This window comes from Actinoallomurus sp. NPDC050550, from assembly GCF_040655075.1.
In the GTDB taxonomy this organism is placed as follows: Bacteria; Actinomycetota; Actinomycetes; order Streptosporangiales; family Streptosporangiaceae; genus Actinoallomurus.
The window spans coordinates 1-18,967 of record NZ_JBFAJC010000096.1; the positions used below are offsets into that span (position 1 = coordinate 1).

Here is an 18,967-nt window from a genome sequence, read left to right on the forward strand (position 1 = left end):
GCCTCAAAACCGGTGCCCTCTACGACGAGGCGACCGCCTGGCCGCATCATCTGGAACGGGCTGCTTGACATCACTAGCTCCTGGGATGTCTTTCGTTGCGGTGCCCGTTCAGAGGCCTGGCGACCGGATCCCGATCGGCGGAACTCAACCCTTGCTGCCGGTGAATGCGATGCCCCGGATGAAGTGCCGCTGCAGGATGATGAAGGCGGCGATCATCGGCACGGTGGCCAGGAGGGAACCTGCCATGAGGAGCGAGTAGTCGGTGTAGTGCTCGCCCTGCAAGGTCGCCAGGCCGGCCGACAGGGGCATCTTCGCCGAATCGGTGGTGACGACGAGCGGATACATCAGGTCGTTCCACGACCACAGCACCGTGAGGATCGTCAGCGCCAGCAGGCCGGGCCTGGCCAGGGGAAGTGCGATACGCCAGAAGATCTGGAATGGGTTCGCGCCGTCGAGACGGGCCGCCTCTTCGATGTCTCGTGGCAGCGACAGGAAGAACTGCCGGAGCAGGAAGGTGCCGAAGGCGCTGAACATGCCGGGCACGATCAGCCCCGGCAGCGTGTTGACCCACCCGAGTTTCTGGACAATGACGTACTGCGGGATCAAGAAGAGCTGGCTCGGCACCATCAGCACCGACAGGAACAGGCCGAACAGCAGGTTGTTGCCCCGGAACCGCATGCGCGCGAACGCGTACGCGGCCAGGGAACAGAACACCACCTGCCCCACGGTCCGCCCCAAGGTCATGATGACCGTGTTGAGGAACATCCGCCCGAAGGGGAGGACGTGGAACACACGGCTGTAGTTGGACCACTGCCAGTGGTGTGGCAGAAACGTCAGGGGGACGTGCGTCGTCTCGCTGAACGTCTTCAGCGACGTGAGCAGTTCCCAGGCGAACGGGCCGACCATCACGACCGCGCCGGCGATGAGCACCAGGTGGGTCGCCGCCATGCCCACACGACGCCGTACGCCCCCGGCGGCCGCGGCATCCTCACGCATAGTGCACCCACCTTTTCTGCAACCGGAACTGGATCAGCGTCATGACGAGGATGAGGGCCAGCAGGACGAAGGCGATCGCGGCGCCGAATCCAAGGTCATGCTCGACGAACGCCTTCTGATAGAAGAGGTAGGAGACGGTGCGGACCCGCGGGAGCGCCGGATTCGCAGCGCCGGCGTTGCTGCCTGGGGTCGCCATCATCATGTAGGCCAGGTCGAACATCTGCAGTGAGTTGATCACCGTGAGGACCGTGGCGAAGAAGATGCTGGGGCTCAGCAGCGGCACGGTGATCCGGAAGAACGACCGGGCCGGGCCGGCTCCGTCGATCGCGGCGGCCTCGTAGTAGTCGGCGGGGATGCCCTGGAGGCCGGCGAGAAAGATGACCATGTTGTAGCCGAGAGAGATCCAGATGCCGATCGCGGCCAGCGCGTACATCGCGACCGAGGGATTCGACGCCCAGTACGTCCCGTGCACGCCGACTGTTGACAGGAGGTAGTTCACCAGGCCGTAGTCTCCGTTGTACATCCACCTCCAGAGCATCGCGACGGCGACGGGCATGGTGACGACGGGCAGGAAGTACAGCGTCCGGTACACCGAGCGGCCTCGTAGCCCGCGTTGGTTCAGCAACGCGGCGACCAGGATCGCGAGCGGGATTCCGGCCAGTTGGATGGCGGTGTAGAGGAACGTGTTGGCCAGGGCCTGGCCCACCGACGGTTCGTGGATCAGGGCCCGGTAGTTGGCCGTTCCCGTCCAGGCGTGGCCCCCGAAGGGGCCGGACTTGGTGAAGCTGTAGTAGAAGGTCTGCGCGATGGGCCACAGGTAGAAGACCGCGAGACCGATGGTCATCGGCGCGACCATGAGGTACGCCCAACCCTGTTCGGCGCGGCGGCCGGGAGCCCGCCCCGGCCTGGGCCTCCCGCCCCGCGTCGCCGGGCGCGGGGCGGTCGTGCTCGCAGCGGGCATCACTTTTCCTTCTGCAGCGCCGCGTTCATCGCCGTCGCCATCTCGTGCGCCGCGGTCGCGACGTCCTTCGTCCCGGACCAGGCCGGAGCGAAAATCGCGGGCTCCTGGGTCTGCCACGCGTCGGTGTTCTTCGACGTCGGCAGCGATACCGCGTAGGCGACCTCATCCAGGTAGGACTGGAGGTGGTACTGGGGCGTGGATTTCATCCAGGCCTCCTGCGTGCCGTTGAAGGCGGGGATCACCACACCGGACTGCGCCTGGATCTGCGCGGCCTCCTTCGACCCCAGGAACTCGACGAACTGTGTCGCCTCCTTGGGATGCTTGGTCTTGGCGTACACGACGTTGGCCAGACCGTGGATCACGACAGCCCGCTTGTTCCCCTTGGGCAGGACGGTGACGTCGATGTCGTTCTTGATGGCGTCGGTCTTGGCGAACTCGCTCACGTCCCAGGACCCGGCGTAGTACATGCCGATCTTGCCGGACTCGAACAGCTGGGCCGGGAACGTGTCCGTCATCGACTTCAGCGACGGGGAGAGGCCCTGTTTGACCAGGTCTGTCCAGAAGCGCAGCCCGGAGATGGCGGCGGGCTGGTCGTAGCCGGAGGACTTGCCGTCGGGCGAGATGACGTACCCGCCGGCCTGAAAGATGGTGTTGTAGTAGTTCTCCTGGCCGAAGGCCGGGGCGGCGATCCCGTACACGCCCTTCGAGGCGTTGGTCAGCTTCCGCGCGGCGTCGGCGACGTTCTGCCACGTCCATTTATCGTCGGGGTACTTCACCCCGGCGGCGTCGAAGAGCTTCTTGTTGTACCAGAGCCCGATGGTGTCGAAGTCCTTCGGGATTCCGTACTGCGTCCCGTGGTAGGCGTAGAGGCTGGTCAGCGTCGTGGGATAGTTGACCAGGTCGACGCCGTCCCGCTTGAGCCTGTCCGACAGCGGGAGGAGCACCCCGTTCGAGGCGTAGAGCTGGGCGTGCGGGCCGTTCATCCAGAACACGTCCGGCGCGCTGCCGCCCGTCGCATCGGCCTGCATCTTCGTCCAGTACTCCGCGCTTGCGGTGAGCTGGACGGTCACGTGGATGTTCGGGTGCGACGCCTGGAACCGCTCGACGATCTGCTGCATGGCCGGCTGCTGGTTCTTGTCCCAAATTCGGTAGGTGAGTTCCACCTTGCCGCCGCCAGAACCTCCCCCGCCGCAAGCGGCCGACGCGCCGAGAAGCAGTCCCACGACCGCGGCCAAGGGCCTCCGGCACATCTTGATCTGCTTCGACCCTAGCCGTACGCCCAGATGAATCCGCATACGAGCACCCTTCCGATGACTGGTTGAACGAGATAGATCAGATTTTCTAGTGGCGCCTGAGCGCGTTTCGTCCGGTTCCCGACACCGCCCTGAGTCGTCGCCGGCTGATCGAGCTCAGGTCGACGCACGGAACCGTCGCTGGTCATGACCGGTAGCGATAGCCGGATCACGAGTGAGACGAGTGTGGACGGGGGAGCTCATCGCGTCAACCCCATGAATGTGCTTCACTAGGCGGCGTGACAACATAGATATGAAACATCGGCGACTGTATGGTGTCCGGGACACCGATGCTCCGACGCGGCGAGCACCCAGGAGATTGAGGAGAGAGGTTGACCAGATCCGATCCATCGTCACCCGCTACGCAGCAGCCGGACTCGGGTGGCTACCGCCCTGGTTACGAGATCGCCGCGGAGCGCATCCTCGAATACATCGTCCGGGAGCAGCTCGCCCCAGGCGACCGCCTGCCAACGGAGAAGGACCTGGCCGACGCCATCCAGATGAGCAGGACGATCGTCAGGGAAGCGGTGAAGACCCTCTCCGCCCTGGGACGGCTGTCCGTACAGAAAGGCCGGGGGATCTTCGTCGCCGAGCCGGAAGGCTCCCTGTGGCAGGAGTCGTTCTCCCACTTCCTGCCGGCCGACCTCGGGCAGGTGGACGAGTTGTTCGAGTTCCGCCGCCACATTGAGGCCACCACCACGCGGCTGGCCGCACAACGGGCGACCCCGACCCAGGTGAGGGCGCTACGCGAAGCAGCTCAGCAGTCGTCGGACGCGGCAGCACAGAACGACATCGAGGCGTTCGGCCGGGCCGACGAGATGTTCCACGCCGGCATCGGCATCGCGGCGTCGAACATGTTCCTTTCCGCGACCGTCGACTCGATACAGCGACTCCAGCGGCAGGTCAGCCTGATCGGGCTGGCGGGAGTCGCAGGCGGATCACTGGCGGTGGCCGCCGAGCAGCACCTGGCGATCGCCGAGGCGATCGCGTCCGGGGACCAGGAGCAGGCCGTGACGCTCATGGCCGAGCACGTCGATATGACGCAACACCAGTTCCAGCAGGAGATCCGGCACCGCATCTTCCCTTCGGACGGTGCCTCCTCCTGACCAGCGCACTCCCCCGGACGAAGGACGATATGCGAATCACCGACGTGACCCTCGAGCTGGTCGACCTACCCGCCCAGCCGCCCTTCCGCTGGCGCACCGGACTTCCCGGCTCCGAAGGGCCGGTGACCGGCGGCATCCTGCGCATCCACACCGACACGGGCATGACCGGAGAGGCACACACACGGCGGGGACTGATCGTCGCCGACCTGATCGAGCGCCGCATCCGCCAAGACCTGCTCGGCCACGATCCGCTGTGGCGCGAGCTGCTGTGGCAGCGTATGTGGGAGCTGGACCGGATCGAGGAATTCCCCATCTACGCCCTCGGCCTGGTCGACATCGCGCTCTGGGACCTGGCGGGAAAGGCGGCGGGCCTTCCCGTTCACCGACTGCTGGGCACCTACCGCGACGCCATACCCGCCTACGCCAGCACGGTGACGTTCTCCTGCGTGGAGGAATACCTCGACATCGCCGACCAGTGCCTTGAGGCGGGCTACACCGCCATCAAGCTACACGCCTGGGGCGACCCACGCGCGGACGCGGAACTGTGCCACAAGCTGCGGGCACACGTCGGTGACGCGGTCCCCCTGATGTACGACGGCTCCGCCGGGTTCGACCTCATGGACGCCGTCTACGTCGGACGGGCACTGTCCGAGGCCGGCTACACCTGGTACGAAGAGCCGATGCGCGAGTTCAACGTGACCGCGTACCGCTGGCTCGCCGAACGCGTCACCATACCCCTCCTGCTCGCCGAGACATCCGACGGCGCACATTTGAACGTCGCCGACTTCATCAAGGCCGACGCCGCAGGATGCGTACGGACCAGCGCACAGTACAAGGGCGGCATCACCGGCGCGATGCGGATCGCACACCTCGCCGACAGCTTCCAACTCCGGGCCGAGGTCCACGGCCCGGGAATCGTCAACGCTCACCTATGCATGGCCATCCCCAACACCACCTACTACGAGTCCCTCGTCTACGCCAACCCTGTCATCCGCGAGCCTGCGGTCGGCCCGGACGGAATGCTGCGTGCACCAACCGCGCCTGGCATCGGATACGACCAGCCCGGCGGATAACGCCCAAGCCGACTCCCGGGCTCGCTGTCGGTGTCGCCGTAGATGCAGTCCCTCACCGATCGTCGATCGTGCGAAGGAGCGGGGCGGGAATGACGAGGTCGGCGTGTTGCCGGGTTTCGGCGATGAGATCGGCGTTGCGTTGGTCTGTACCCGTCGCCCAGGCCACCGCCGCTTCGTGGTCCTTGCCGAAGCGTTCGTGGCGGGCGATGAGGCGGCGTAGGCGTTCGTCCGTGTCCAGGTCGCAGTACCAGACCTCGTCGAGTTGCTGCCGTACGCGCGTCCAGTGGACGTCGCCGAGCAGAAGGTAGTTGCCTTCAGTGACGATGAACCGGGCGGCGCGTGGCACAGGGATGCTGCCGGCGATCGGCTGCTCGAGTTCGCGTTCGAAGGCGGGTGCGTAGACCACCTCGTCCTCGTCCGCGCGGAGCCGACGGAGCAGGGCGGCGTAACCGGCGGCGTCGAACGTGTCCGGGGCGCCTTTGCGGTCACGCCGCCCGAGGCGGTCGAGCTCGACGTCGGCGAGGTGGAAGCCGTCCATCGGCACGTGCGCCACCCATTGGCCCGGTTCCCCTCCGTCGAGAGGCGTCCGGCGCAACAGCCTGACCAAGTACTGGGCGAAGGTTGTCTTGCCGGCTCCGGGGGGTCCGGTGACGCCCAGGACGACACGGTGCCCGCCTGTGGTGAGCGAACGGGCGCGTGTCGTGAGCTCCTCCAGGGTCATCGCCGGTCCTGGCCTGCGGCTAGGTGGCCGGCGATGAACGCGCGGGCGTGGCGTGCCAGGTCCTCCCCGTCCGACCAGAGGTTGCGCCAGATGGCCAGGTCACTGGACAGGCCGGCCATCACCACGGCGGAGGAGAAGGACTCGAATGTGATGGGGCCTCGGTAGCCGATGTCGGCCAGGGCGTGGAAGAACGAGGTGAAGTCCAGGTGCCCGGAGCCGAGATAGCCGCGATGGTTCTCACCGATATGCACGTAGCCGAGCCGGTCCCCGACCTCGTGTACGGGTCGGACCAGGTCGTCCTCCTCGATGTTCATGTGGTAGGTGTCGAGGTGGATGAGCACGTTGTCCTCGCCGATGTCATCGGCGAGGACGAGAGCGTCGTGTGCGGTGTTGACGACGTTGGTCTCGTAGCGGTTACAGATCTCGACGCCGAGGGTCATGTCGCGCCGGCGGGCCTCCTGCGCGAGCCGCCGCAGCACGGCCACGACGTTGCGGCGACCTGCATCGCTGAGCGGCTTGTCGTATTTGCCGAGCGCGCTGTAGAGCGCGCCGGTGAAGTGCGTGCCGCCGAGCCGGTTGGTGACGGCGAGGGAGTCCTGGAGCAGTTTCTCGCCGCGTTCGACGACGGCGACGTCCTCGCTTGAAATGTCGGCGTCGAAGGCCAGGCCGCGGGAGCAGGCCACGCCCAGGCCTTCGGCCTCGAGCTTCTCGCGTGCCGCCTCGACGTCGAGGTTCGCCGAGTCGTGCAGGGAGAGCTCGAGCAGGTCGAAGCCCGTCGCATTGGTCTTCTCGATCGCGTAGGTCAGCGACGAGGGTGAGGTGTCACCGGCCCAGACGAGGGCGTGCACGCCGATCGGGTTTACTGCGGTCTGCGCCGTCATACGGATGGGTTCCTTCTGGGGTGATAGCGGAACGGGATCAGTGGCTCTTGGCGCCGGTGACGAGGGCGACGATCTCCTCGCCCGTCGTGTCGGACACACGGCGGCCTCCGACACAGCGGCCGGCTCGCATGACCCACACCTGGTCGCTGAGGCGCATGACCTGCGCGAAGTCGTGGCTGATCAGCAGGATGGCGTGTCCCTCGTCGCGGAGCCTGAGGATGAGCTCCTCCACCCGGGCGGTCTCCTGGACGCCGAGGGCGGCAGTGGGCTCGTCCATGATGACCAGCCGGGAGCTGAAGCCGGCCGCCCGGCAGATGGCCACCGCCTGGCGCTGGCCGCCGGACAGCCGCCGGACGCGCGACCGCACCGCCGGGACGTTCACCGCCAGGGTGGACACCATTTCCTGCGCGCGGGACTGCATGGCCCGGCGATCGAGGATGGCGATCGGTCCCAGCCGCCGGACGAGCTCCCGGTTGAGGAACAGGTTCTGCCAGACGGTGAGGTCCTCGACGAGCGCGAGATTCTGGTGGACGGTCTCGATGCCGGCCGTATGCGCGTCCTCCGGGGACCGGAAGTCGGTCGGTCGGCCGTCAAGGAGCACGCGGCCGCCGTCGGGCCGGTGGATCCCGGAGATGCAGCGGACCAGGGTCGACTTGCCCGCGCCGTTGTCGCCCACCAGGGCGGTGATCTCCCCTGTGCGCAGGGTGAGTGATGCCTCGACGAGGGCGTGAACGTTGCCGAAGGACAGGGAGACGTTCTCGCATTCGAGCAGGGTGTCTCCGGCCGCGTCGGCCGGCTTTGGCTGAACGGTCATCGCTGGAACCTCGTCATGAGCGCGGCCAGCACCACGACGATGCCGACGGCGAGGGGCTGGTAGAACTGAGAGACCCCCAGCAGCGTGAGCCCGTTGACCAGTGCCGTCAGCAGCAACGCGCCGATGACCGGGCCGGTGATGGTGCCGCGTCCGCCGAAGAGGCTGACCCCGCCGAGCACGACGGCGGCGACGGAGTTGAGCAGGAAGGCGGTGTTGGCGGCCGGCTCGGCGGCTCCGACTCTGGCTACCAGCAGGATCGCGCCCAGTCCGGCCAGGGTTCCTGAGATCGTGTAGACGGCGATCTTGATTCGCCGGGTGCTGATGCCCATGGCCGTGGCCGACTCCGGTGCGCCGCCGGTCGCCAGCACATGCGTGCCGAAGCGGCTGTGAAAGAGCATCACGTGCGCGAGGACGGCGACGACCGCCGCGATGATGAACGACCACCCGAAGATCCCGACGCCGCCGGTGGACAGCCGCAGCAGAAACGGGTCCACGATGGTCACCGGCTTGCCGTTGGACAGGATCAGCGCAAGGCCGGAGGCGGCCGAGAGCGTCCCGAGTGTGACGATGAAGTCGGCGATCCTCCCCCGGGCGATGAGCGTGCCGTTGACCACGCCGAGCACGGCCGAGGCGACGACGGCGACGACTGCGGACAGCGGCAGTCCCCAGCCACTCGTGTAGGCCTGGCCGAACACGACTGCGCCGAGGGTCATGGTGGAGGCGACCGACAGGTCGATGCCGGCGGTGCTGATCACGAATGTCTGGCCGACCGCCAGGATGATCAGGATCGCGGCGGCCACCAGCATGGACTGGACGTTGCCGGTGCTCAGGAATGTGGAGTTGAGGCTCTGGAAGACGACGACGAGGACGACGAGTCCGATGAGAGCCGCCCATTCGGCCCAGAAACCGATGTCCCGTAGTCGCGTCGACCAGGCGTCGCGGCCGGGCACCGCGAGCTGTACGTCTGTCATTTCCGTCCTTCTAATCGCGACGGCGTCCCGGGCGTGATGCTCCCGCCTGGGACGGGTGATCGCCCTTACTTGCCGAGTGCCTTGAACGGGTCGTCATAGGAGCCGAACGGCTTGGGCGTAGCGGCCAGGGCCTTGTCGGCGTTGTCTTTGGTGACCAGTTCGACCGGGGCCTTGACGTCCGCGGGCAGCGTCTTGCCTTTAGCGGCGGCCTGGCATGCCTCGACGCCCATCAAGCCGATCGCGTACGGATACTGCGCGACGGTGGCGTCGAGCGAACCGCTCTTGACCGCGTTCAGGGCGTCTTTGATGCCGTCGACGCTGATGACCTTCACCTTGCCGGTCTTGCCGGCGTTGGCGATGGCCCGCGCCACGCCGAGCCCCATGTCGTCGTTGGCGACGAAGAAGCCGGTCAAATTGGGATGAGCGCGCAGGACGTTGGTCGCCGCCGTGAGGGCGGTTTGCCGGTCCCAGTCCGCGGCGACAGTCTGGACGATCTTCAGTTTCGGGCCGATGCCCTGCCCGAACCCCGTGACCCGCGCGCCACTGGTGACGTCTCCGGCGATGCCACCGATGACGGCGACGTCGCCTCCGGCGTTGACCAGCCGGGCCATCTGCTCACCGGCCATCTTGCCGGCCTGGACGTTGTCGGTGCCGATGTACGTGGCCGGAGTCGCCTTCGCGCTCTTGGCCGCCTTGGCGTCGATCGGGCTGTCGATGTTGACGATCGTCTTCTTGACCGCGGCGATCTTGGCGAGGCCCTGAACCAGGTTGGTGCCGGAGATCGGGTTGACGATGAAGCAGGAGTAGGGCTGGCCGGCGAGAGCAGTGAGCTTTTCCGCCTGCCCCGTCGTGTCGGTGATCGCGTTCGCGGCCTGCACGGTCGTCGAGACCCCGCCCGTCCGGGCCTGCTCGTCGATCCCCTGCTTCATGGTCTGGAAGAACGGGTTGTCCAGTCCCTTGATCACGGCGGCGACCTTCGCGCCGCCGCCGGAGGCGCTCGAGCCGCCGGAACCGCAGGCACCCAGCCCTAGTACACCGGCGGTCACCACGGCCGTCACCGCCGTGATCCGGCATGCCGTCTTCTGCACTCGCATCGGAGCGCTCCTTTCGCCTTCAGTGCGACGAACATACGGTGACTTCAGGATCCAGACAACCCCTGTTTCGACTTTAAAAGTCGTAAGATGACATACTCTCGTCTCCAACAGCACGCCGGTAAGGTGATCTTGTGGATAGGGTTAACGTCGCCGCCTTGCGAGCGGGGGTCAGTCACGGTGAGGTGTTCGGCCTGTTCCGTGATGTCCGTGGCGGTCTGACCAAAGCCGACGTTATGCGCCTCAGCGGACTGTCCCGGACGGCCGTCAACCAGCGTCTCGACAGCCTCCTCGCGGCGGGGCTACTGGTCCCGGCACCGGAGGAGGCCCGCACCCGAGGCCGACCGGCCAGCCAGTTCGTCGTCAACCGCGACCGTGGTGTGCTCCTGGTGGCCGATGTCGGCGCGACCGGGCTGCGCGCCGCTCTGTGCGATCTCGGCGGCGCGGTCCGCGCAGAGCGGGCGGCCGACGCCGATGTGACAAGCGGGCCGGAGGCCGTCCTCACTCTCGTGCACGGGCTGTTCACGAAGATGCTCGAGGAGACCCGGCAGACCGAGGAGAACGTGCTCGGGGTGGGAATCGATGTTCCCGGCCCCGTGGACTTCGCCACCGGCCGGGTGGTCAGCCCGCCCATAATGACCGGCTGGGACCGTTACGACATCCCCGGATGGTTCACCCGTCGTTACGACTGCCCGGTCCTGGTCGACAAGGACGTCAACGCGATGGCCGTCGGCGAGCAGCGCCTGCGCTATCCCGACGTGGCGCACCTGCTCATGGTCAAGATCGGTACGGGGGTCGGCACCGGACTTATCGCCGGCGGTCAGGTCCACCGGGGAGCGGACGGCGCCGCCGGCGATGTCGGTCACACCGAGGTGACCGTCGAGGACGTCACCGAGCCGCCGATCTGCCGATGCGGCAACGCAGGCTGCGTGGAGGCCTACGCCGGGGGCTGGGCTCTCGTCCGCGACCTCCAGGACGCCGGCCGTGAGGTCACCACGGTCAACGACGCCGTACGGCTGATCCGCAGTGGCGATCTCGTCGCCGTACGGCTGGCCCGGCGCGCGGCCCGCATCCTCGGCGGCGCGATAGCCGACACCGTCAATCTCTTCAACCCACGCGTCATCGCCATCGGCGGCCAGCTCGCCCACACCGACGAGCAGTTGTTCGCCGGCATCCGCGAGGTGGTCTATCGGCGTTCACTCCCCCTGGCCACCCGCAACCTGCAGATCGTCCGCAGCGAGCTCGATCCCAACGCCGGCATTCTCGGCCTGGCAGAGCTCTTGGTGGACGGCATCTATGCGCCACAGCGCGTCCAAGAACTGGTGGAGCGCGCCGCCGGGTGAACGCCCGGTAGCCCGGGAGATACGCGTGTGACCATCGCCCTCTCCGTTACTCTCCTCCGCCGCAGACGACTCTCGACGAAGCGGGCCCGCCGCGGCCTGAAGCCGACCACGTCGTCGACGACGAACGATAGCTTGGGATTGGCTTGCAGCACCGGCGATAGAACACAGGTCAGCCGCTGTTCGATGCACTGAGCCCGAGGGAACAGAGCTGGTTGCCCCGTCGGTGCCGATCACATGGCGGGCCGAATCTCGGCAATGCCGTCGATACCGTCTAGCTCGTCCCACTGTGGGTGCCGGTCATCAGAGCGGCGAGATCCTCCGGGGCGAGGAAGGAAGGCGGGGGCGGTGGCCCCCAGTTGAACAGGCCTTTGGCGCCTTCGAAGACCTCCGGTGTCCACAGCTGGTCGTCGACGATGCAGTCCATGTCGGAGTAGTACTCGCTGAAGTTGCCGGCCGGGTCCTTGAGGTACCAGAAGAAGTTGGAGCCGGCATGGTGGCGGCCCAGGCCCCAGATGTGCCGGTCGGGGTGGTCTTCGAGCATGGCGGCGGCCCCTCGGCCCACCTCGTCGATGTCGTCGACCTGCCAGGAGGAATGGTGCAGGAAGGTGACCGGTGCGGCCAGGACGAGGACGTTGTGGTGGTCCGTGGAGCAGCGCAGGAACGCTCCACGGTCCTTGATGTAGTCGGACGCCTTGAAACCGAGACCCTCGCGGAAGAAAGCGGTGGTGGCGTCGAAGTCGGGGGTCGCGATGACGGCGTGACCGAGCTTGCGCGGCCGTACCCGATCGGTTCGCAGGACGCCGGGCGCGCGGGCGCCGGTGCGCTCAGTGCGGCCGGGCCCGTTGTACGCGGTGGCCGGTACGGGCTCCTGGACCAGTCGAGGGGTCACCTCCAGCACGGCACGTACGGCGGTGGCCTGGTCGTAGGCGGTCAGTGTCGGCCCGTCGGTGTCGCTGTCGATGCCGAGACGGCGCAGGCGGGAGGCGACCGCGGCCAGGTCGTCGCGGGTGTCGGCGCCGACGCGGACCTCGACGAGGCGTCGGACGGGTGCCGTCACGATACGGAGCTGGCGGCCGGCATCACGGGTGGCGAACCAGCCGTCGCCTACGTGGGCGAGGCCGAAGTCGGTGTAGTAGGCGGCTGTCTCGGCGACGTTGGGGACCCCCATGGTGATGGAGGTCAGGCGGTGCAGTGCCATGGGGGCTCCCTGTGGTCCGTCGGGCCTTGAGTCTGCTGCTCAGGCGACGAAGGTCTGGCGCAGTTCGCCGATGCCTTCGACCGTGCTGACGAGCTCGTCCCCCGGAGCGAGCCAGCGTTGCGGGTCGCGTCCCAGGCCCACACCGGCCGGGGTGCCGGTGAAGATGACATCTCCGGGGAGCAGCGGCAGCACTGCGGAAAGCCTGGCGATCAGGGTCGGCACGGAGAAGATCAGGTCGCGCGTGCGGCCCTTCTGGACCTCTTCACCGTTGATCGTGCAGCGAAGCTCGAGGTCGTCGGGATCGTCGAACTCCTCCGGCGTGACCAGCCATGGGCCGATGGGCGCGAAGCCGGGGTACGACTTGCCCAGGCTGAACTGCGGTGCCGGGCCGGCCAGTTGTACGACACGCTCGGAGATGTCCTGCCCTACCGCCAGCCCGGCGATATGACTCCAGGCGTCCGCTTCCGAGACGCGCTCGGCGCGGCGACCCAGGACGGCCACCAGCTCGGCCTCCCAGTCGGTATGACCGTCGGGCGGCAGCGTCACCTGGGTGATGGGCCCGGTGATGCTGGTGGCGAACTTCGTGAAGACGGGCGGCAGTCCCTCGGGAGCCGCGAAACCGGACTCGGCCGCGTGGTCTCGGTAGTTGAGTCCGATCGCAAGTGTCTGCCGGGGCGCCGGGGCGGGCGAGCCGAGCGCGGCCGGCTCGAAGGTCTCCCCGGTCGGCAGGTCCGCGTGTGCGACCCAGGAACGGAACTCCTCCCACCGCTCGTAGACGGCTTGCGGTTCGGCCGAAAAGCGGCCACCACTGGCCCGCTCGACATCGACGGCCCGGCCATCGCGGATCAGCACCAGGCGACCCGAGAGGTTGGCGATACGCACGGTATGACTCCCGAACTCAAGGGGCAGAAGGCAGTTGCGCGGGGCGCTCACCGGCTGGCGGAACTTCGGACCGCCCGGCGGCGACAACGGGCTCTTGCTCATCCACCAGCAATTCAGCATGATGATTACTCTGATGTTGGCCGACGTGATTCAGGGCGTCAAGAGGCCAGAGCGAAACGAGCATGATGAATACGTTGGGAGCGTCTTGACCGCCACACCTGAACGTTCCACGCACGTGAAGACCGGCACGTCGGCCTCCAGCGGCGAAATCGCCCGACGGCGGAGCGGCTCTGTACCCACCGGTTCCGCCGTGTCTCGCGGCGGCAGGGGCGGCGAGAGCGCGGCCCGCTCCACGGCTCTGGGCCGCGCCGAACGAGCGGCGGAGCAGGTCGCCGAGCTTGTTGAGAGCGTGCCGCCCGGCTCACGTCTCGGCACGAAGGAAGAGCTACGGACGCTGTGCGACGTGTCGGTCGGCACGTTCAATGAGGCACTGCGTCTGTTGCAGTCCCGCGGTCTGGTCACTGTCAAACCGGGTCCCGGCGGGGGTCTGTTCAGTGCCGAGCAGTCCCCGATGGCCCGCCTCGGCAACGCCGTCCTGGCCCTGGACGCGCAGCAGAACGATGTCGCCAACGCCGTACGCATTCGCGATGCTCTCGATCCGCTGCTGATCGAGGACGCTCTTTGGCACGCCTCGCCGGCCGACATCGCCGGACTCCGTGAGCACATCTCCGCCATGGAACGGGCGGTCAGCGACGCCGACCCGGGCGCCTTCGTCCACGCCAACTGGCGCCTGCACGCAACGATCGCCGCGATCAGCCCGAACGCCCTGCTCAGCTCGCTCTACACCAGTCTTCTCGACCTCATTGAGGGACACACGCTGTCCGTGCTTCCCGCCGGTGACCAGCCCCTCGCCGAGTACATCGCTCAGCGACAGGAACTGCACCGTGCCCTCGTCGACGCCCTCGACCGACGCGACCGCGACGAAGCGCTGCGCCTGATCCACGAGCACAACACCAGCCCCGCCGAACCCCACTGACCTTACGAGACCGCCTCATCCGCATTGCTGGTGTCAGCCGACGTTTCGGGCGTTGATCGAACCCGGCCGGACGTCGAGGTTCGGGTCGCCGAGGCCGAAGCTGATGAGGCGCTCGGGGTGAATCCGAATGATCGCTCCGTCGAATCCCATGGGGGCGGCATCGTAGGCGGAATCGGTGGGTTCGGCGATCGCCTCGGCGTGCCCGCGGATCTCCAAGAACCGCGGCCGCCACGGATCGACCGAGACGACGTCGTCCACCACGAAGGCGACCCGGCCGTTGTCGGCGACGTTGCGGAACTTCCGGCTGCGCGCCATCCCGTGCCCAGCGATGTCGATCGTGTCCGTACGGCTGTTGTAACGGAACCCGACCGGGCTGACCTGCAGCGTGCCGTCCGGCTGTGCGGTGGCCAGTCGCCCGAGTCGTTGGCCTGTCAGATACTCGACCTCAGCGGTGGTGAACAGCATGGAATCCCTTTCCAGAGTCAGTGTTTCCGGGCACGGCTGGATCTCGCCGTGACCAGAAGCATCGAGTTACTTTTTATAACTTCATTGGATGCGTGAGGCGTGGACGTACGCTGGCGCCATGCCACGCCACGCGGACGCCCCCTCGCATGTCGCCCCGCGCACCGGAACGGTGTTCGCGCTGCTGGGCAAACGGTGGACCGGCCAGATCATCGATGTGCTGCTGCAGGGGCCGACCCGGTTCAGCCTGCTGGCCGCCTCCCTGCCCGGCCTGTCGCACCGCGTCCTCACCGAACGGCTCACCGAACTCCGCCGGGCAGGACTGGTCGCACACGCCTCCGGCAGCGAGGGCTCGGTCTACGCCCTGACACCGCGCGGCGAAGGGTTGCGCCCGGCGATGGAAGCGCTGGCCGCCTGGGCCGAGAACTCCGCGTCCGACGGCGACCCGGGTGACACACCGCCGGCGGCAGCGCCCTGTCTCAACGGCCAGCGCGGGGTGTGGGAGGCATTCTCCTATGCCGGTGAGCGGGTGCGCGAAGCTCTGGAGCAGCGGGTGCAGCATCGTGCCGGCATGCCGCCCAGCTACTTCGAACTGCTGGTGCAGCTCAGGCTCGCCCCCGGTCAGCGGCTGCGCATGAGCGAGCTGGCCGCCGCCACCCGCAGCAAGCCCAGCCGGATCACCCATGCCGTGACCCGACTTGAGCAGGCGGGCTGGGTCATCCGCGACAGCGATCCCACCGACGGTCGCGGCAGCACCGCCACCCTTACCGAACAGGGCCGTCAGGCAATGAACGAAGCGCGGCCCGAGTACACGCGCACCATTCACGATCATGTGCTCGGCCCCTTGGCGCCCTACGAGCGGAACCAGTTGCGCATGCTGTGCGAGAAGATCCTCGCCAGCTTCGACGACATGGATGATCCCGATGAGGCTCGCACCGTCGGCTGAAGCGGCGCCACTCGCCTCTGATCGCACTGGGACATCTCGGCACATTCGGGCAATCGATGCACCGGTCATCGATCGGGCTTCCCTTCTGCGGCGAGACCTTGGTTGGGCGACCAAAAGTATTACAGGGCTGAACATACTCCAGGCTCGCGCCCTCCGCATCCGCGCGACCGGTGTCAATCAGCCCACCGACGCCGCCTACTTGCCGAAGCCGGCGGTGAGCCCGCCGATCAGCTGGCGGCGGCCGACGACGTACAGCGCGAGGACGGGCAGAGTCGACAGGAGGACGGCGGCCAGTACGGCGGGCACGTTGACCGTGAACTGGCCCTGGAAGGTCCACAGCGCCAGGGGAAGAACGCGTTTGTCGGGGCTCTGAGCTGCCCGACACCGACGTACGCTACGCGCCGGGGTGCCCGGTGAAGGACGAGGACCGCTCCGGCATCGACGCGGCGGTGGCGGCCGCCCACGACGCCGAGGTGTGCGTCGCCGTCGTCGGCGACCGCGCGGGCCTGTTCGGCCGCGGCACCTCCGGCGAGGGCTGCGACGCGCCCGACCTGTCCCTGCCCGGCGTCCAGGACGAACTCGTCGAGGCGCTCCTCGCCACCGGGACCCCGGTCATCCTGATCGTCGTCTCCGGTCGGCCGTACGCCCTCGGCGCCTACACCGGCCGCGTCGTCGCCGCGGTCCAGGCGTTCTTCCCCGGCGAGGAGGGCGGCGCCGCCCTCGCCGGCGTGCTCAGCGGACGGATCAACCCATCCGGCAGGCTGCCGGTCCAGATCCCCGCGTCGCCGGGTGGCCAGCCCGGCACGTACCTGCACCCGCCGCTCGGCGGCAACAGCGAGGGCGTCAGCAACCTCGACCCCACACCCGCCTTCCCCTTCGGACACGGCCTGTCGTACACCACGTTCGCCTACACCGACCTCGCGCTAAGCTCCGACGAGATCGCCACAGACGGCGAGGTCGAGATCGCCTGCACGGTACGCAACACCGGCGACCGGCGTGGAGCCGAAGTGGCCCAGCTCTACCTGGGCGACCCGGTCGCCCAGGTCACCCGTCCCCTGCTCCAGTTGGCCGGCTTCGCACGTGTGGAACTGGCCCCGGGTGAGCAGGCCCGCGTCACCTTGGCGATGGCCCGGACGCGTACCGCGATCGGGCCGTCCGGCGGGCAGCTCACCCCGTCAGTGAAGTACTGCCGCAGCTCGGGTCGTTCGACGAAGCCGTCCCGACTCGTTGAAGAAAGTGCTGGTAGATGCGCCGGTCCTGTCCCGGGCGTCCCGGATGGACCAGCGAACTTCCACGATCGGATCACGCGGTCGCACACTCATTTGTGGGCTCGCCGATCGGCGGGCACCTGCTAACTCGTCGGGATCTTTTCTATGGGAGGGGATATATGGGGCTGTCCAGGCGCGGGCTGGCGGTAGGGGCTGCGGCCGCCGTGCTGGTCGCGGGCGTCGGCACCTGGGCCGCCTGGCCGGGGTCGCCTGCCTACGGCGAACAGTTCCCGAGGCCGACGACCGCATATCCCGCGGCTCCCGACATCGGCCCGATGCACGTTGCGGCGACCGCCACCGGTCCGGTGACCCTGTCGGGCAGTCTGGCGATCGTGAGCCGGAACTCGGCGCTCACGGTCACCGGGTGGCCTGCCATCACCGGCCCGACCGACGGCCTGGCCGCAGTGGGCCGTGCATACTGGACCTACCGCCGCGCCGGTCACTCCGTGGTCGGCCTCACCTCGGACGGAGGCACCGACACGCTTTCGGTGCTGTGGGCCGACGGACTGCTGGTCCGCGTCGACGCCAGGAAGGGCAAGGTCGCCTGGCACCGCGACGTCGGAGCGGCCGTGGCAGCACTGGCGCCGCAGTTGTGGCCGACGCGTACGGCCGGACTGCTACTGCTGATCTCCGGGCAGCGGATCGACGCGGTCGACGCCCGGACCGGCGCGGTGCACTGGAACGCGGTCCAGCCGAGCGGCACCACGCTGCTCAAGGAGTGGCCGGCCATCGGGACCCGTACGCTGACCGTGTCGGACGATCGGCAACTGCAGACCTACGACCTGCGATCTGGGCGGCGGCTCTGGCAGCGCGGCGACCTCGACGTCCTGCGGCCGCTGCAGTCCGGCCCTGACCAGGTGGTGCCGGCCTCCGCGCCCGGCGCCATCCCAGTGCTGGACGAGGACTCCGGCCGTCAGATCAGGCAGATCTCCAGCACTGAGCGGATCGAGCTTGACGACATCCACAACGGCGTCGGCTACGGAACTGCCAGGGAGGGCGGACCGGAGGCCATCAGCCTGTCCGACGGCAGAGTGCTGTGGACCGTACGGCTCGCCGCCGCCCAGACGCTCCCCGGAGTCCTCGCCGCCAGAAACGGCCAGGTGTACGCCGTGATCACCGACGACCGGCCCAACCACCGTCTGCTGTTTCGCACCTACGATGCCACGACAGGACTCCAGCACAGCTCCGTCGAGGTTCCACTCATCCCGCCCGGCATCGTCAGCACCAGCGAGCTTCCCCGGTTCCAGAAGACCGGCTTCGGCGCCCTCTCCGCGCTCACCCCCAGCTTGGCCGCGATCGCCGAAGCCGACAGCGAGAGCGCGGCCGCCGGGCTGGAAGACCAACTTTCGGACGGCTACTCCACCGTGATCCTCAGCCTGTAGACGTCGCCGCTTCGTGATGCCGCCTCCCGACGAGCACATCCACAGCGAATGGTCTTGGGACACCGTCGCAGGCGGAACCGACGAGGTGTGGATGCCGAGCGTCGGTCCTAGGATCACCCCATGGACAAGGCGCTGGGCCCGGAGGAGGTGACCCGCCTCCTCGACGGCCCCTCTCCCCCATACCCCGCGCTCTGGCCGCCACAACGTGGCGGCCAGAGCAGAAGGGCCTATCGACAATGACCAACCCGAACCCGGACAAACAGCGACGCGCCGCACGCCGCGCCGCCCGCACCACCGAAACCAGCGAATACGCCACATTCGTCCTGCGCGTTCTGAAAAACCTGGGTGACCGGATCGCCGACGACCCGGCCATGCTCGCCCACATCCCCGCCATCCAGCAGGCCATCCCCGACAACATCAACCGCGGAATCAGGTGTGTCCAGCTGACTCGGGACTGTCCGGATCTTTGTGGGCGGGCCGGTGATCACTTCTAGTGGAGGGTGATGCGGTCGCCGTAGTAGAGCGACAGCGCGTTCAGCGCTGC

General features: G+C 67.7%; 19 protein-coding genes and 1 pseudogene. 8 read left to right on the plus strand and 12 right to left on the minus strand.

Annotation, left to right across the window (positions count from 1 at the left end; translation table 11 throughout):
• Positions 1-144: 144 nt before the first annotated feature.
• The 3 genes from AB0I04_RS53060 to AB0I04_RS53070 all read right to left on the minus strand — a co-directional run bounded on the left by AB0I04_RS53060 (position 145) and on the right by AB0I04_RS53070 (position 3,252).
• Positions 145-996 (minus strand): carbohydrate ABC transporter permease, encoded by an 852-nt coding sequence (locus tag AB0I04_RS53060; protein WP_360903971.1) that lies wholly within the window; start codon positions 994-996, stop codon positions 145-147.
• On the minus strand, positions 989-1,840 hold the full coding sequence (locus AB0I04_RS53065; protein ID WP_360903974.1) for a sugar ABC transporter permease: 852 nt from the start codon (positions 1,838-1,840) through the stop codon (positions 989-991). Before AB0I04_RS53065 ends, AB0I04_RS53060 begins: the two co-directional genes overlap by 8 nt.
• Before the next feature lie 116 nt (positions 1,841-1,956).
• The gene (locus tag AB0I04_RS53070; protein ID WP_360903977.1) at positions 1,957-3,252 is read right to left on the minus strand and encodes a sugar ABC transporter substrate-binding protein; all 1,296 of its coding nucleotides are present in this window, start codon (positions 3,250-3,252) and stop codon (positions 1,957-1,959) included.
• A 329-nt stretch (positions 3,253-3,581) separates the two neighbouring features.
• Here AB0I04_RS53070 and AB0I04_RS53075 point away from each other — a divergent pair, with 329 nt between their 5' ends.
• Together AB0I04_RS53075 and AB0I04_RS53080 are read left to right on the plus strand one after the other, a co-directional pair.
• Complete coding sequence (locus AB0I04_RS53075; protein WP_360903980.1) at positions 3,582-4,355, plus strand: FadR/GntR family transcriptional regulator; 774 nt, start codon at positions 3,582-3,584, stop codon at positions 4,353-4,355.
• 29 nt (positions 4,356-4,384) lie between these two features.
• Entirely contained in the window at positions 4,385-5,428 is a 1,044-nt protein-coding gene (locus AB0I04_RS53080; protein WP_360903983.1) for an enolase C-terminal domain-like protein, read from the plus strand.
• Between the two features lie 52 nt (positions 5,429-5,480).
• Here the strand turns inward: AB0I04_RS53080 and AB0I04_RS53085 are convergent, their stop codons facing one another.
• The 5 genes from AB0I04_RS53085 to AB0I04_RS53105 all read right to left on the minus strand — a co-directional run bounded on the left by AB0I04_RS53085 (position 5,481) and on the right by AB0I04_RS53105 (position 10,023).
• Complete coding sequence (locus AB0I04_RS53085) at positions 5,481-6,149, minus strand: nucleoside/nucleotide kinase family protein (RefSeq protein WP_360903986.1); 669 nt, start codon at positions 6,147-6,149, stop codon at positions 5,481-5,483.
• Positions 6,146-7,030, minus strand: coding sequence for a sugar phosphate isomerase/epimerase (locus tag AB0I04_RS53090; protein ID WP_360903989.1), 885 nt, complete (start codon positions 7,028-7,030; stop codon positions 6,146-6,148). The genes AB0I04_RS53085 and AB0I04_RS53090 overlap by 4 nt, the downstream gene beginning before the upstream one ends.
• A gap of 37 nt (positions 7,031-7,067) precedes the next feature.
• Positions 7,068-7,844: an ATP-binding cassette domain-containing protein gene (locus tag AB0I04_RS53095; protein ID WP_360903992.1), complete on the minus strand. Its 777-nt coding sequence runs from the start codon at positions 7,842-7,844 to the stop codon at positions 7,068-7,070.
• Entirely contained in the window at positions 7,841-8,815 is a 975-nt protein-coding gene (locus AB0I04_RS53100; RefSeq protein ID WP_360903995.1) for an ABC transporter permease, read from the minus strand. Before AB0I04_RS53100 ends, AB0I04_RS53095 begins: the two co-directional genes overlap by 4 nt.
• Before the next feature lie 65 nt (positions 8,816-8,880).
• Positions 8,881-10,023 (minus strand): substrate-binding domain-containing protein, encoded by a 1,143-nt coding sequence (locus tag AB0I04_RS53105; RefSeq protein ID WP_360903998.1) that lies wholly within the window; start codon positions 10,021-10,023, stop codon positions 8,881-8,883.
• A 17-nt stretch (positions 10,024-10,040) separates the two neighbouring features.
• Between AB0I04_RS53105 and AB0I04_RS53110 the strand changes: the two genes are divergently transcribed.
• On the plus strand, positions 10,041-11,249 hold the full coding sequence (locus tag AB0I04_RS53110; RefSeq protein WP_360904001.1) for an ROK family protein: 1,209 nt from the start codon (positions 10,041-10,043) through the stop codon (positions 11,247-11,249).
• A gap of 271 nt (positions 11,250-11,520) precedes the next feature.
• Here the strand turns inward: AB0I04_RS53110 and AB0I04_RS53115 are convergent, their stop codons facing one another.
• Positions 11,521-12,447, minus strand: coding sequence for a VOC family protein (locus AB0I04_RS53115; RefSeq protein WP_360904004.1), 927 nt, complete (start codon positions 12,445-12,447; stop codon positions 11,521-11,523).
• 39 nt (positions 12,448-12,486) lie between these two features.
• Positions 12,487-13,329: a fumarylacetoacetate hydrolase family protein gene (locus tag AB0I04_RS53120; RefSeq protein ID WP_360904007.1), complete on the minus strand. Its 843-nt coding sequence runs from the start codon at positions 13,327-13,329 to the stop codon at positions 12,487-12,489.
• 205 nt (positions 13,330-13,534) lie between these two features.
• Between AB0I04_RS53120 and AB0I04_RS53125 the strand changes: the two genes are divergently transcribed.
• On the plus strand, positions 13,535-14,365 hold the full coding sequence (locus AB0I04_RS53125; RefSeq protein ID WP_360904010.1) for an FCD domain-containing protein: 831 nt from the start codon (positions 13,535-13,537) through the stop codon (positions 14,363-14,365).
• Positions 14,366-14,398: 33 nt separating this feature from the next.
• Here AB0I04_RS53125 and AB0I04_RS53130 read toward each other — a convergent pair whose 3' ends face one another.
• The gene (locus AB0I04_RS53130; protein WP_360904013.1) at positions 14,399-14,830 is read right to left on the minus strand and encodes a PPOX class F420-dependent oxidoreductase; all 432 of its coding nucleotides are present in this window, start codon (positions 14,828-14,830) and stop codon (positions 14,399-14,401) included.
• Between the two features lie 118 nt (positions 14,831-14,948).
• Between AB0I04_RS53130 and AB0I04_RS53135 the strand changes: the two genes are divergently transcribed.
• Positions 14,949-15,773, plus strand: coding sequence for a winged helix-turn-helix transcriptional regulator (locus tag AB0I04_RS53135; protein ID WP_360904016.1), 825 nt, complete (start codon positions 14,949-14,951; stop codon positions 15,771-15,773).
• Between the two features lie 195 nt (positions 15,774-15,968).
• Here the strand turns inward: AB0I04_RS53135 and AB0I04_RS53140 are convergent.
• Positions 15,969-16,130, minus strand: a pseudogene (locus tag AB0I04_RS53140) (carbohydrate ABC transporter permease); the annotation flags it as partial.
• Between the two features lie 56 nt (positions 16,131-16,186).
• Here AB0I04_RS53140 and AB0I04_RS53145 point away from each other — a divergent pair.
• The 3 genes from AB0I04_RS53145 (at position 16,187) to AB0I04_RS53155 (ending at position 18,917) form a co-directional block, all read left to right on the plus strand.
• Positions 16,187-17,128: a glycoside hydrolase family 3 C-terminal domain-containing protein gene (locus AB0I04_RS53145; RefSeq protein ID WP_360904019.1), complete on the plus strand. Its 942-nt coding sequence runs from the start codon at positions 16,187-16,189 to the stop codon at positions 17,126-17,128.
• A 32-nt stretch (positions 17,129-17,160) separates the two neighbouring features.
• Entirely contained in the window at positions 17,161-18,423 is a 1,263-nt protein-coding gene (locus AB0I04_RS53150) for a PQQ-binding-like beta-propeller repeat protein (protein WP_360904022.1), read from the plus strand.
• 236 nt (positions 18,424-18,659) lie between these two features.
• Complete coding sequence (locus AB0I04_RS53155; RefSeq protein ID WP_360904025.1) at positions 18,660-18,917, plus strand: hypothetical protein; 258 nt, start codon at positions 18,660-18,662, stop codon at positions 18,915-18,917.
• The last annotated feature ends 50 nt before the right edge of the window (positions 18,918-18,967 follow it).

What these genes read in the sequence shown, in the direction of transcription:
- AB0I04_RS53060 (WP_360903971.1), bottom strand. Translation starts at nt 996, where the DNA reads ATGCGTGAGGATGCCGCGGCCGCCGGGGGCGTACGGCGTCGTGTGGGC.
- AB0I04_RS53065 (WP_360903974.1), bottom strand. Translation starts at nt 1,840, where the DNA reads ATGACCATCGGTCTCGCGGTCTTCTACCTGTGGCCCATCGCGCAGACC.
- AB0I04_RS53070 (WP_360903977.1), bottom strand. Translation starts at nt 3,252, where the DNA reads ATGCGGATTCATCTGGGCGTACGGCTAGGGTCGAAGCAGATCAAGATG.
- AB0I04_RS53080 (WP_360903983.1), top strand. Translation starts at nt 4,385, where the DNA reads ATGCGAATCACCGACGTGACCCTCGAGCTGGTCGACCTACCCGCCCAG.
- AB0I04_RS53085 (WP_360903986.1), bottom strand. Translation starts at nt 6,149, where the DNA reads ATGACCCTGGAGGAGCTCACGACACGCGCCCGTTCGCTCACCACAGGC.
- AB0I04_RS53090 (WP_360903989.1), bottom strand. Translation starts at nt 7,030, where the DNA reads ATGACGGCGCAGACCGCAGTAAACCCGATCGGCGTGCACGCCCTCGTC.
- AB0I04_RS53095 (WP_360903992.1), bottom strand. Translation starts at nt 7,844, where the DNA reads ATGACCGTTCAGCCAAAGCCGGCCGACGCGGCCGGAGACACCCTGCTC.
- AB0I04_RS53100 (WP_360903995.1), bottom strand. Translation starts at nt 8,815, where the DNA reads ATGACAGACGTACAGCTCGCGGTGCCCGGCCGCGACGCCTGGTCGACG.
- AB0I04_RS53115 (WP_360904004.1), bottom strand. Translation starts at nt 12,447, where the DNA reads ATGGCACTGCACCGCCTGACCTCCATCACCATGGGGGTCCCCAACGTC.
- AB0I04_RS53130 (WP_360904013.1), bottom strand. Translation starts at nt 14,830, where the DNA reads ATGCTGTTCACCACCGCTGAGGTCGAGTATCTGACAGGCCAACGACTC.
- AB0I04_RS53135 (WP_360904016.1), top strand. Translation starts at nt 14,949, where the DNA reads ATGCCACGCCACGCGGACGCCCCCTCGCATGTCGCCCCGCGCACCGGA.
- AB0I04_RS53150 (WP_360904022.1), top strand. Translation starts at nt 17,161, where the DNA reads ATGGGGCTGTCCAGGCGCGGGCTGGCGGTAGGGGCTGCGGCCGCCGTG.
- AB0I04_RS53155 (WP_360904025.1), top strand. Translation starts at nt 18,660, where the DNA reads ATGACCAACCCGAACCCGGACAAACAGCGACGCGCCGCACGCCGCGCC.